The organism is Streptomyces sp. NPDC047014 (assembly GCF_040644195.1).
GTDB lineage: Bacteria > Actinomycetota > Actinomycetes > Streptomycetales > Streptomycetaceae > Streptomyces.
In genome coordinates, this window is sequence record NZ_JBEYVX010000129.1 from 1 (window position 1) to 12,219 (window position 12,219).

9 protein-coding genes are annotated in these 12,219 nt (G+C 74.8%); 6 read left to right on the forward strand and 3 right to left on the reverse strand.

The features are described 5' to 3' along the window. Both ABZ873_RS32465 and ABZ873_RS32470 read right to left on the reverse strand, forming a co-directional pair. Positions 1-211 (reverse strand): hypothetical protein (locus tag ABZ873_RS32465; protein WP_360879888.1); only part of this gene is annotated, 211 nt, incomplete at its 3' end. Positions 212-497: 286 nt separating this feature from the next. Beyond that, entirely contained in the window at positions 498-1,841 is a 1,344-nt protein-coding gene (locus ABZ873_RS32470) for an SWIM zinc finger family protein (RefSeq protein WP_360879891.1), read from the reverse strand. 134 nt (positions 1,842-1,975) lie between these two features. Here ABZ873_RS32470 and ABZ873_RS32475 point away from each other — a divergent pair, with 134 nt between their 5' ends. The 5 genes from ABZ873_RS32475 (at position 1,976) to sucD (ending at position 9,122) form a co-directional block, all read left to right on the forward strand. Next, positions 1,976-3,082, forward strand: a complete 1,107-nt coding sequence (locus ABZ873_RS32475) for an AAA family ATPase (protein ID WP_360879894.1) — start codon at positions 1,976-1,978, stop codon at positions 3,080-3,082. After that, positions 3,079-5,358, forward strand: a complete 2,280-nt coding sequence (locus ABZ873_RS32480) for a DUF5682 family protein (RefSeq protein WP_360879897.1) — start codon at positions 3,079-3,081, stop codon at positions 5,356-5,358. The genes ABZ873_RS32475 and ABZ873_RS32480 overlap by 4 nt, the downstream gene beginning before the upstream one ends. Positions 5,359-5,581: 223 nt before the next feature. Continuing rightward, entirely contained in the window at positions 5,582-6,739 is a 1,158-nt protein-coding gene (locus ABZ873_RS32485) for a VWA domain-containing protein (RefSeq protein ID WP_360879907.1), read from the forward strand. Positions 6,740-7,031: 292 nt separating this feature from the next. Further along, positions 7,032-8,210 (forward strand): ADP-forming succinate--CoA ligase subunit beta, encoded by a 1,179-nt coding sequence (gene sucC / locus ABZ873_RS32490; RefSeq protein WP_030659459.1) that lies wholly within the window; start codon positions 7,032-7,034, stop codon positions 8,208-8,210. A 21-nt stretch (positions 8,211-8,231) separates the two neighbouring features. Further along, positions 8,232-9,122, forward strand: coding sequence for a succinate--CoA ligase subunit alpha (sucD, locus tag ABZ873_RS32495; protein ID WP_030764277.1), 891 nt, complete (start codon positions 8,232-8,234; stop codon positions 9,120-9,122). Between the two features lie 62 nt (positions 9,123-9,184). Here sucD and ABZ873_RS32500 read toward each other — a convergent pair whose 3' ends face one another. Beyond that, positions 9,185-10,543 carry a helix-turn-helix domain-containing protein gene (locus ABZ873_RS32500; RefSeq protein WP_360879901.1) on the reverse strand — a complete coding sequence of 453 codons (1,359 nt, stop codon included), beginning with the start codon at positions 10,541-10,543 and terminating at the stop codon, positions 9,185-9,187. 119 nt (positions 10,544-10,662) lie between these two features. Between ABZ873_RS32500 and ABZ873_RS32505 the strand changes: the two genes are divergently transcribed. Then, positions 10,663-12,219: DUF6350 family protein (locus ABZ873_RS32505; RefSeq protein WP_360879904.1), on the forward strand; the 1,557-nt coding region annotated here is incomplete at its 3' end.

The following is a 12,219-nucleotide window of genomic DNA, read 5'->3' on the forward strand; positions in this document are numbered from 1 at the left end:
CGTTGTCGCGACACAGACCGCCCTGCGTGGTCAGCGCGTCGGCTTCGTCCGCGAGCAGCCCCGCCCGCCGCCGTACGGTGTGCACGGCCGCCGCGTCCAGCAACGCCTCCGGCGAAGCGGCCGGGCCCCCGCCCCGGCGCCGGTCGGTGCCCAGCAGGGCGGTCCCGACCAGCTCCCGCCACTCCCCGTATCCCTCGTCACCCTTGCCCATCGGTGCCCCTCCCTCGTCCCTCGTCGCTCGTCCTCGTCGCCCGTGCCGTCGTGCCCCGGCCCGGTCCCGCCCCCTCCGCGGGACCGGGCCGCGGCACTTCCCGGGGCCCCGTCCCTCCCGGGGCCCCCTCGTCACGGCTGTCTCAGCTGGCGTGGTTGTCGTCCATCACAAGCCCCCCGGCTTCTCGTCGTTCCCCGATGCGGCGCCCCCCGGCGCCGCACTCCTCCCCGCGCCGCTCCTCCCAACGGCACAGGTCCCCCCAGGCCCCCTGCTGTGGATCCCCCGTTCAGGACAGGGCGACGGCCTCCGGAGAATCCGGCTGCCAGGCCGTCAGCGGGGTGAACCCGCGGTGGCCGCACTCGCCGAACACCGTCACCGGGCCCCCGCCCGACAACGCGGCCAGCTGCCACAGCCCCCCGCGGGAGCGGGCGCCGGTCCCCGTGAGGGGTACCGGCAGGGCGGTGTCGCCCTCCGCGTCCGCGAGCTGCCAGCCGAGCTCCCCCGGTATCGGAATCACCGGACCGAGCACCACCGGCCAGGACTCCAGCCACGGGTCCTCCCGCAGCGCCGCTCCGTAGGCCGCGAGGGCCGCCCCCGTGCCCACCCCCGCCGGCACCTGCGCGCACGGCACGGCCGCCACGGACCTCTCCCCGAGATCCGCCCGCAGCCCCGCCGACCCGGGCCGGAAGCGAAGCTCCGCCTCCAGCACCAGCCCCACGGGCAGCGCCAGCGCCGGCGGCCGCCCGGGAGGCCCGAAGTCCAGCACCAGCGCGGGCCGCCCCCCGTCCTGCCCGCGCAGCCATATCCGGCGGGTGGTGAGCCGGCCGTCCGGTGACACCGAGTCGTACTGCGCCAGGACCAGCCAGTGGTCCCGTACGGCCTCCCCCTCCCCGGAGACCGGCAGCCCGACACGGCCGCGCACCGTCGCCGCCAACTGCTCCGGCAGGCCCGAAACCCCCATCCAGGCCCGGTCCAGCAGGTGCAGCAGCGCCGCCTCCTCCAGCATCCTGGCGGGCCAGCCGGGGCCGCAACTGGGTATCGTCCCCAACTCCCTTACGCGACCGGCCAGTCCGGGCGCCTGGGCGTCGACCATCCGCGCCGCGGTCTCCTCCCACCCGGCGTAACCGGCCTGCTCCTGGCCCGCGAGGCCGCCGCGCAGCAGATCGGCCAGCCGCCGCTCCAGCTCGGTGACGCCCGCGCCGACCCGCGCCGCCCGCCGCTCGGCCCGCCGCCGGGCCGCCTCCTCGTCGACCGGCCCGGCCGGGGCGCCCGCCGGCCGCGCCGCCCTGGCGGCCCGCTCCGCCAGCCACGGCGCGGCCCAGTCCGGCGCCTCCCCGGGCTCGCCGACCCCCTCGGCGGACCAGAGCAGCAGCAGCCCCAGCGCGTGCTTGCACGGGAACTTCCGGCTCGGGCAGGAGCACTTGTAGGCCGGTCCGGTCAGGTCGACGACCGTCCGGTACGGCGTGCTGCCGCTGCCCTTGCACAACCCCCAGACAGAACCGGAAGCGGAACCTCCGATCTGTGACCAGGGCCCCGCCCCGCCGAGTCTGCCGCCCGCCTTGCGTGAGGCATCGTCAGGAGCCAGAGCCAGTACCTGTTCCGCTGTCCAGCGGACCCCCTGCTCAGTCATGTCACCCACCGTAGAGACCCCCACTGACAATCGCTCTGACCTGCAACAACGCCTCGGTGCAGGGTCGTTGTCAGTGGCGTGGTGCACCGTGGAAGCAGCAGTCGGGAGCGGCTGCCGAGCATTGGAGGGGGACCATGAGCACGCCCGAGAACGGCACCGGCGCCGAAGTACTACGACCGCATGCCGAAGACGCCTTCGCACAGGAACTGAAAGCCCTGGCGGCCGCCGACGACCGGACCCGCCCGGCCCGTTGGAAGCTCTCCCCGTGGGCCGTCGCCACCTACCTGCTCGGCGGCACGCTCGACGACGGCACGGTCATCACCCCCAAGTACGTGGGGCCGCGCCGCATCGTCGAGGTCGCCGTCACCACCCTCGCCACCGACCGCGCCCTGCTCCTGCTCGGCGTCCCCGGCACCGCCAAGACCTGGGTCTCCGAACACCTCGCCGCCGCCGTCAGCGGGGACTCCACGCTGCTCGTCCAGGGCACCGCCGGCACCCCCGAGGAAGCCATCCGCTACGGCTGGAACTACGCCAGGCTCCTCGCCCACGGCCCCAGCCGCGAAGCCCTCGTCCCCAGCCCCGTCATGCGGGCCATGGCCGAGGGCATGACCGCCCGCGTCGAAGAGCTCACCCGGATCCCCGCCGACGTCCAGGACACCCTGATCACCGTCCTGTCCGAGAAGACCCTGCCGATACCGGAGCTCGGCGAGGAGGTGCAGGCCGTGCGCGGCTTCAACCTCATCGCCACCGCCAACGACCGGGACCGCGGGGTCAACGAGCTCTCCAGCGCGCTGCGCCGCCGCTTCAACACCGTGGTCCTGCCGCTGCCCGCCACCGCCGACGCCGAGGTCGACATCGTCGCCCGCCGCGTCGACCAGATGGGCCGCGCCCTCGACCTGCCCGGAGCGCCCGAGGGCCTGGAGGAGATCCGCCGCGTCGTCACCGTCTTTCGGGAGCTGCGCGACGGGATCACCACCGACGGGCGCACGAAGGTGAAATCGCCCAGCGGCACCCTCTCCACCGCGGAGGCCATCTCCGTCGTCACCAACGGGCTCGCCCTCGCCGCCCACTTCGGGGACGGCGTACTGCGCCCCTCGGACGTCGCCGCCGGGATCCTCGGCGCCGTCGTCCGCGACCCGGCCGCCGACCAGGTGGTCTGGCAGGAGTACCTGGAAGCGGTGGTCCGCGAGCGCGACGGCTGGAAGGACTTCTACCGCGCCTGCCGGGAGGTGACGGCATGAGCCCCGGCCCGAAGGGCCCGCTCCTCCTCGGCGTACGGCACCACGGGCCCGGCTCGGCCCGCGCGGTGCGGGCCGCCCTGGACACCGCCCGGCCGGCCGCCGTGCTCGTCGAGGGACCGCCCGAGGGGGACGGCCTGCTCGCGCTCGCCGCCGACCCCGGCATGCGGCCGCCCGTGGCGCTGCTCGCGCACGCCGCGGACGACCCGTCCCGGGCCGCGTTCTGGCCGCTGGCCGAGTTCTCCCCCGAGTGGGTGGCGATCCGCTGGGCGCTGGAGGCGGGCGTACCGGTCCGTTTCATGGACCTGCCCGCCGCGCACACGCTGGCCGCCGCCGCGGAGCCGGAGGAGGACGGGGCCGACGCGGTACGGGTGGACCCGCTGGCGGTGCTCGCGGAGACCGCCGGATATGACGATCCGGAGCGCTGGTGGGAGGACGCGGTCGAGCACCGCGGCGGCGGTGGCGCCGGGGAGGAGGCGCTGGGCGCGTTCGAGGCGCTGGGCGAGGCCATGGGCGCCCTGCGCGAGGCGTACGGGGACGGCGGCCGCCGGCGCGACCTGGTGCGCGAGGCGTACATGCGGCAGCGGATGCGGGCCGCCCGCCGCGAGTTCGGCGAGGCGTACGCGGTCGTCTGCGGCGCCTGGCACGTCCCCGCGCTGCGGGCGAAGACCACCGTGGCGGCGGACCGGGCGCTGCTGAGCGGGCTGCCGAAGGCCAAGGTGGAGACGACCTGGGTGCCCTGGACCCACCGCCGGCTCGCCCGCGCCGGCGGATACGGGGCGGGCATCACCTCGCCCGGCTGGTACGCGCACCTCTTCGCGGCCCGCGACCGGCCCGTCGAGCGGTGGCTGACCAAGGTCGCCGGCCTGCTCCGCGAGGAGGACCGGCAGGTCTCCTCGGCGCATGTCATCGAGGCGGTCCGGCTCGCCGGGACCCTGGCCGCCCTGCGCGGCAGACCCCTGGCCGGGCTGACGGAGACCCTGGAGGCCGCCCGGGCGGTCATGTGCGACGGCTCCGACGTGCCGCTCGCGCTGATCGAGGACCGGCTCGTCGTCGGGGACGTGCTCGGGGAGGTCCCGGAGGCGGCGCCCGTCGTACCGCTCCAGCGGGATCTGTCACGCCAGCAGCGTTCCTTGCGGCTCAAGGCCGAGGCGCAGGAACGCGAGCTGGAACTCGACCTGCGCAAGGACACCGACGCGGCGAAGTCCCTGCTGCTGCACCGGCTGCGGCTGCTCGGCATCGGCTGGGGCACGCCGACGGCCTCCCGGGCCGGGACCGGCACCTTCCGGGAGACGTGGCGGCTGCGGTGGGAGCCGGAGCTTTCCGTGCGGGTCGCGGAGGCCGGTATCTGGGGCACCACCGTGCTCGCGGCGGCCACCGCGCGGGCCGAGGCGGATGCCGCGGCGGCGGCGCAGCTGGGGGAGGTCACGGCGCTGGCGGAGACCTGCCTGCTGGCCGGGCTGTCCGAGGCGCTGCCGGCCGTACTGCGGGCGCTGGCGGACCGGGCCGCGCTGGACACCGATGTGGCGCGGCTGGCCGAGGCCCTGCCGGCGCTGGCGCGTTCGCTGCGGTACGGGGATGTGCGCGGCACGGACGCGACGGCGCTCGGGGCGGTGGCGGCGGGGCTGGCCGAGCGGATATGCGTGGCCCTGCCGGCGGCCTGCGCGGCCGGGCTGGACGCGGATGCGGCGGCCGCGCTGCGGGGGCATGTGGACGGGGTGCACGGTGCGGTGGGGCTGCTGGCCGAGGCGGACGACGGGCTGCGGGAGCGGTGGGCCGCGGTGCTGCGGGCGCTGGCGGGGCGGGACACCGTGCCCGGGGTGATCCGGGGGAGGGCGGCCCGGCTGCTGCTCGACGAGGGGCGGCTGCCGGCGGAGGAGACGGCGCGGCTGATGGGGCTGGCCCTGTCCCCGGTGACTCCGCCGACGGATGCGGCGGGGTGGATCGAGGGGTTCGCGGGCGGGAGTTCCGGGGGCGGCACGCTGCTGGTGCATGACGAGCGGCTGCTCGGGCTGATCGACGGGTGGCTGGCGGGGGTGCCGGAGGGGGCGTTCACGGATGTGCTGCCGCTGCTGCGGCGGACGTTCGGGGCGTATGAGGTGGGGGTGCGGAGGGCGCTCGGGGAGCTGGTGCGGCGGGGGCCGGGGGGTGGTTCGGGCTCCGCCGCGGGGGATGGGCCGGAGGGGTTCGGGGCGGCGCTGGATCCCGCGCGGGCGGGGGCGGTGACGGAGCTGGTGCGAATGCTTCTGGCGTCTCCCGACGCGGTACCGGCCGGCTGAGCGTGCGGCGCCGCTGCGGTGGCCCCTGCCCCCGGGCCCCCGCGCCTCAATCGCCGGCGGGGCTGGAGTGGTGCAGCGGGGCTGGATTGGGGGGCCGGGCTGGATCGGGGCGGCGGGCTGGGATGGGGCGGCGAGTCGGAGGGGTGGGGCGGGGGAGGGGCGTGGCGCTGGGATGGGTGGCGGGGCTGGGATGGGTCAGGACAGATGGGCGATGGGAAGGGGAATGGTAGTGAGTGGTGGGGGCGAGCAGGTGGGTGGGGAGCGGTTGCGGCGGTGGCGGATGGTTTTGGGTGGGGGGGACGGGGACGGGACCGGGTGTGCGCTCGGGGGGCGGGATGTGGGGATGGATGCCGCGCTCGGGGCCCTGTACGGCGGGGGCGGGGAGGGGAAGGGGCGGTCCCGGGCGGCGGGGCTCGGAGGGTCCGCGCCGGCGGTGGCGCGGTGGCTCGGGGACATCCGGGCGTACTTCCCCAGTTCGGTGGTGCACGTGATGCAGCGGGACGCCATCGAGCGGCTCGGGCTGTCCGCGCTGCTCATGGAGCCCGAGATGCTGGAGGCCGTCGAGCCCGATGTGCACCTGGTCGGGACCCTGCTCTCGCTGAACAAGGCCATGCCGGACACCACCAGGGAGACGGCGCGGGCCGTGGTCCGCAAGGTGGTCGAGCAACTGGAGAAGCGGCTCGCGGCCCGCACCTGGGCCACCCTCACCGGCGCCCTCGACCGCTCCGCGCGCATCAGCCGGCCCCGTCACCACGACATCGACTGGGACCGCACGATCCGGGCGAACCTGAAGAACTACCTGCCCGAGTACCGGACCGTCGTCCCCGAGCGGCTGGTCGGGTACGGGCGGGCCGCGCGGGCGGTGAAGAAGGAGGTGATCCTCTGCATCGACCAGTCCGGCTCCATGGCCGCCTCCGTCGTCTACGCCTCCGTCTTCGGCGCGGTCCTCGCCTCCATGCGGTCGATCGCCACCCGCCTGGTCGTCTTCGACACCGCCGTCGTCGATCTGACCGACCAGCTCGACGACCCCGTCGACGTGCTCTTCGGCACCCAGCTCGGCGGCGGCACCGACATCAACCGAGCCCTCGCCTACTGCCAGTCGAAGATCACCCGGCCCGCCGACACGGTCGTCGTCCTCATCAGCGATCTCTACGAGGGCGGGATTCGCGACGAGATGCTCAAGCGGGTCGCCGCGATGAAGGGTTCCGGGGTGGAGTTCGTGACCCTGCTCGCGCTGTCCGACGAAGGGGCCCCGGCCTACGACCACGAGCACGCCGCCGCCCTCGCCGCGCTCGGCGCCCCCGCCTTCGCCTGTACGCCCGACCTGTTCCCGGAGGTGATGGCCGCCGCGCTGGAGAAGCGGCCCCTGCCCGCCCCCTGAGGTTCCTCCGACACGCCCGCCCCGGAGCCCCGTGTGAACCGGCGGATCACACGAATTTCCAGCTCAACCCTGAGGCTTTCTGTGACAGGTATCACCGCTCAGGTGTGATCTGCGATTTAGGGTCGCACGCCCCACGGGGATAACCTGCCGGACGGACATGCCGCGTCCACGGTCACCGTGTGCGCCTTCCTTGTGACAGCGCCGTCACGTTGCCCTCCGCGGCACGCCCACGCAGATAGCAGACAAACCGCGAATCACTGCGAATCTTTAAAAAGACAAGGGACGGACGCGCGTGGACCTGTTCGAGTACCAGGCGAGGGACCTCTTCGCCAAGCACGGTGTACCGGTGCTGGCCGGTGAAGTCATCGACACGCCTGAGGCGGCTCGCGAGGCCACCGAGCGGCTGGGCGGCAAGTCGGTCGTCAAGGCGCAGGTGAAGGTCGGCGGCCGCGGCAAGGCCGGTGGCGTGAAGCTGGCCGCCACCCCGGACGAGGCCGTCGCCCGCGCGACGGACATCCTGGGCATGGACATCAAGGGCCACACGGTCCACAAGGTGATGATCGCCGAGACGGCTCCGGAGATCCTTGAGGAGTACTACGTCTCGTACCTCCTCGACCGCACCAACCGCACCTTCCTGGCCATGGCCTCGGTCGCGGGCGGCATGGACATCGAGCAGGTCGCCGAGGAGACCCCGGAGAAGCTCGCCAAGGTCCCGGTGAACGCCAACGAGGGCGTGACCATCGAGAAGGCCCGCGAGATCGTCGCCCTGGCGCAGTTCCCGGCCGAGGTCGCCGAGAAGGTCGCCGAGGTCCTGGTGACCCTGTGGGACACCTTCATCGCCGAGGACGCGCTCCTCGTCGAGGTCAACCCGCTCGCCAAGGTCGCCTCCGGCGAGGTCATCGCCCTCGACGGCAAGGTCTCCCTCGACGAGAACGCCGAGTTCCGCCAGCCGGGCCACGAGGAGTTCGTGGACCACGCGGCCGCGAACCCGCTGGAGGCCGCCGCCAAGGCGAAGAACCTCAACTACGTCAAGCTCGACGGTGAGGTCGGCATCATCGGCAACGGCGCGGGTCTCGTCATGAGCACCCTGGACGTCGTCGCCTACGCCGGTGAGAACCACGGTGGCGTCAAGCCCGCCAACTTCCTGGACATCGGCGGTGGCGCCTCCGCCGCCGTCATGGCCAACGGTCTCGAGATCATCCTCGGGGACCCGGACGTCAAGTCCGTCTTCGTCAACGTCTTCGGTGGCATCACCGCGTGCGACGAGGTCGCCAACGGCATCGTCCAGGCGCTGGCCCTGCTGGAGGAGAAGGGCGAGGCGGTCACCAAGCCGCTCGTCGTCCGTCTCGACGGCAACAACGCCGAGCTGGGTCGCAAGATCCTCTCGGACGCCAACCACCCGCTGGTGCAGCGCGTGGACACCATGGACGGCGCGGCCGACAAGGCCGCCGAGCTCGCGGCTGCGAAGTAAGGGCAGAGGTCACAGACTCACATGGCTATCTTCCTCAACAAGGACAGCAAGGTCATCGTCCAGGGCATGACCGGTGCCACGGGCATGAAGCACACCAAGCTGATGCTGGCTGACGGCACCAACATCGTCGGCGGCGTGAACCCGCGCAAGGCCGGCACCACCGTCGACTTCGACGGCACCGAGGTCCCGGTCTTCGGTTCCGTCGCCGAGGCGATGGAGAAGACGGGCGCCAACGTCTCCGTCCTCTTCGTCCCGCCGGCCTTCGCCAAGGCGGCCGTCGTCGAGGCCATCGACGCCGAGATCCCCCTGGCCGTCGTCATCACCGAGGGCATCGCGGTGCACGACTCCGCCGCCTTCTGGGCGTACGCGACCGCCAAGGGCAACAAGACCCGCATCATCGGCCCGAACTGCCCGGGTCTGATCACCCCCGGCCAGTCCAACGCCGGCATCATCCCGGGCGACATCACCAAGCCCGGCAAGATCGGTCTCGTGTCCAAGTCCGGCACGCTGACCTACCAGATGATGTACGAGCTGCGCGACATCGGCTTCACCTCCGCCGTCGGCATCGGTGGCGACCCGGTCATCGGCACCACGCACATCGACGCTCTGGAAGCCTTCGAGGCCGACCCGGAGACCGAGCTGATCGTCATGATCGGCGAGATCGGCGGCGACGCCGAGGAGCGTGCGGCGGACTTCATCGCGAAGAACGTCACCAAGCCGGTCGTCGGCTACGTCGCGGGCTTCACCGCCCCCGAGGGCAAGACCATGGGCCACGCCGGCGCCATCGTCTCCGGCTCCTCCGGCACCGCGCAGGCGAAGAAGGAGGCCCTGGAGGCCGCCGGCGTCAAGGTCGGCAAGACGCCGACCGAGACGGCGGAGCTGGCGCGCGCCATCCTGAACGCCGCCCAGTAGGCATCGGCCGTACGGCTGAACGGGCGTGGCCCGCACCCCTCGGGGTGCGGGCCACGCCCGTTTCATCCGAGCTTCGGTACGACCCGGGAAGGGCCCGCCGTCGGATCCGACCGGAGCTTGTCGTGCAGTTCCCGGCTCCGGTCGGTGAGCCGCTGGGGGCCGGCCAGCGGGGGGACCCCGGTGACGCTCTCGCCGGGCCACATGGGGGGCTCGTAGCCGGTGGGGGCGGTCGCGGCCGTGTAGGCCGTGGCCATGGTGATCATCGCGGTGAGGCTCAGGGTCGCGCGCGTCCACCTGCGCACGCGCCGCTCCCCGCCCGTGCGGACGGCCGCCGCCGGGCGCGGCTCCAGCGCGAAGGGCGGCCGGAGCGAGGCGAGCAGCTGCCGCAGCACCGCCGACAGTTTGTCCGGCGGTACGTCGGCCAGTTCGGGGACCCGGTCCGCGAGGTCGGCGTGCGCGTGCAGGAGCCGGTTCCCGGTGGCGGGCGTGGTGGCCTCGGTCTCGGCGGCCGTGTCGGGGAGGTCCAGCCCCACGCCGTCGTAGAGCAGCACGGTCCGCCGGTGCACGACCGGCAGCGCGAGCAGCGCGTCCAGCAGGATCCGGTCCGCGGGGTCGACGGGCGGCCGGTCGGGGTGCCGGTAGGTGCGGCGCAGCCGGTTCCAGGGGGAGAGGGCGTACTCGTACGCGAGCGCGCGCACCCGGCCCACCGGATCCGGGTCGGCGGCCACCTCGGGCCACTGGTCCCAGGCTTGGGTGAACGCCCGGTCCACGGACTCCAGGGCGAGCAGCCGGCGCCCGGTGAGCAGGTACGCCTGCCGGGCCAGGGCGGGCGCGGCCCGGGCGTACAGCGCGTCGAACGCCTCGGCCGGATCCGCCGCCGGGGGACCGGCCGGCGGGTCGGGCGTGACGGGTGTGACGGGCGGGGCGGGTTCGGCGGGTTCGGGGGGCGGCGCGGGCGGGAGGATCTGGTCGGCTCCGGGGGGCTCCGCCGTCAGGGTGGCCGTGGCCGTGGCCGTGGCCGTGGCGGTGACCGTGCCGGTGGCGGCGGCCGCTCCGGACTCCTCCGGCGCGGCCGCCGCCGGATCGGGCGGGGCCGGTACGGCCGTCCGGGGCGGCGGCTCCGCCGCCCGGGGGGCTTCCGCCGTCGCCGCGACCGGTTCTGACGCGGTGTCGGGCGGCGGCTCGGCGGCCTCAGGAGCCTTGAGGCGGGCCAGGAACTGCGCGTACGCGTGGCGCTTGCGCCCGCGCGGTGTGGTGCGGCCCGCCTCCCAGGCGCGGACCGTGCTCGCCGTGACGCCCACCGCCGCCCCGGCCTGTTCGAGCGTCAGGCCCGCCCCTTCGCGCAGTCCGCGGCGCTCCTTGGGGGCGGGCAGGCTGGGATCCGGGGCATGTGAGGAGGCCGGATCGACGCTTCGTGTCATGCCACGCTCCCCGCGTTCCGGCAGCACTGGGCAATAAAGTACATAAACGTATATTGGGCGACACCACGGGCATTCGCCTGTTACCCGCCCATAGCGCGTGTCGTTGGCACCATGGCGGGGTGACCCAAGTGACCGAACGCGGGACCCCGTTGCGGCCGGCCCCGCGACCGGGCGTGCGCCGCCGTTCGCCGGCCGCCGCCGCGTGCGTGCTGGGCGGCGCCGTGGCCGCCGGACTCGGGCTCGGCTTCCTCGCCGTGCTCGTCATCGTGCTGTGGATCAGCTCCCCCTATCCCGACAGTGGCCCCGGCGGGGCCCTGCACCTCGCCGCCGGGCTGTGGCTGCTCGCCCACGGCACGGAACTGGTGCGGTACGAGACCCTGTCCGGGGTGCCCGCACCCGTCGGGGTGACGCCGCTGCTGCTCGTCGCGCTGCCCGTGATGCTCATGCGGCGGGCCGCCCGGCTGGGGGCCGCCGCCGAGGAGGAGGACGAGGAGACGCTGCCCGCCGCGGCCGTGGTCTCGGCCGTGCTCTGCGGCTATCTGGCCGTCGGGGCGCTCGCCACGGTGTACGCGGCCGGGGGGCCCATGCCGGCCGACCCGATCAGCGCCGCCTGGCATGTCCCGCTGGTGGCCGTGCCGGCCGCGGCGGGCGGGGTGTGGAGTGCGAAGGGGCGCCCGACGGGACCCCTGCCGGAGTGGCTGCCGGTGGGCGTGCGGAGGGCCTTCACGCGCCCCCGGTACGCGCTGGCGCTGCGGGCGGGCGCGGGCGGGGCGATGGTGCTGCTGGGGGGCGGGGCGCTGCTCGTCGGGGCCTCGCTCGCCTGGCACGGGGCGGAGGTGCGGGGCTCGTTCCTGTCGCTGACCGGGGTGTGGTCGGGCCGGTTCGCGGTGCTGCTGCTGGCGCTGGCGCTGATCCCGAACGCGATGGTCTGGGCCGCCGCCTACGCCCTCGGGCCGGGCTTCGCGCTCGGCGCCGGGGCGGCGGTGACGCCGCTCGGCTCCGGCGGGGCCTCGGCGCTGCCGCGGTTCCCGCTGCTGGCGGCGCTGCCGCCGGAGGGGGCCGGTACGCCGCTGACCTGGGCGGCGGCCGGGGTGCCGGTGCTCGCGGGGCTGGCGGTGGGCTGGTTCGCGGTGCGCAGGGCGCGCGAGGTCTCGTACGGGGAGACCGCGCTCACCGCGGCGCTGGGGGCGGTGGTGTGCGGAGTGGTGATGGCGGGGCTCGCGGCCGCCTCGGCGGGAGCGCTCGGGTCGCGGAGGCTGGCGGAGGTGGGGCCGGTGTGGTGGGCCGTGGGGGCGGCGGCGCTGGGGTGGGCGCTGGTGCTGGGGGTGCCGGTGGCTGTGGGGGTGCACGTGTGGCGGAATCGGCCGGCCGGGGGGCCCGTGGGGGCGCCGGATCTGGCGGTGTCCGCCGGGTCCGCCTTCGGCGGGGGGTGGCACGACAGTGGGGTGCGGGAGATTCGGTGGGAGGCGATGCGGAGGGTTGCGGGGGAGTTGGTGCCGGGGATGGGGCCTGAGGTGGTGGCTTCGCCCGTGGCTTCGCCCATGGCTCCGCCCGTGGCTTCGCCGGGTGGGCGGGGGCGGAAGGTGACCGTGGTGGCCGGGCTCGGGGCGGAGCTCGGTGCCCTGCCCGTCCGGGGTTTCGGGGGGGGGGGGGGGGGGGGCCCCGCCCCGCCGGCC

What these genes read in the sequence shown, in the direction of transcription:
- ABZ873_RS32470 (WP_360879891.1), bottom strand. Translation starts at nt 1,841, where the DNA reads ATGACTGAGCAGGGGGTCCGCTGGACAGCGGAACAGGTACTGGCTCTG.
- ABZ873_RS32475 (WP_360879894.1), top strand. Translation starts at nt 1,976, where the DNA reads ATGAGCACGCCCGAGAACGGCACCGGCGCCGAAGTACTACGACCGCAT.
- ABZ873_RS32480 (WP_360879897.1), top strand. Translation starts at nt 3,079, where the DNA reads ATGAGCCCCGGCCCGAAGGGCCCGCTCCTCCTCGGCGTACGGCACCAC.
- ABZ873_RS32485 (WP_360879907.1), top strand. Translation starts at nt 5,582, where the DNA reads ATGGTAGTGAGTGGTGGGGGCGAGCAGGTGGGTGGGGAGCGGTTGCGG.
- sucD (WP_030764277.1), top strand. Translation starts at nt 8,232, where the DNA reads ATGGCTATCTTCCTCAACAAGGACAGCAAGGTCATCGTCCAGGGCATG.
- ABZ873_RS32500 (WP_360879901.1), bottom strand. Translation starts at nt 10,543, where the DNA reads ATGACACGAAGCGTCGATCCGGCCTCCTCACATGCCCCGGATCCCAGC.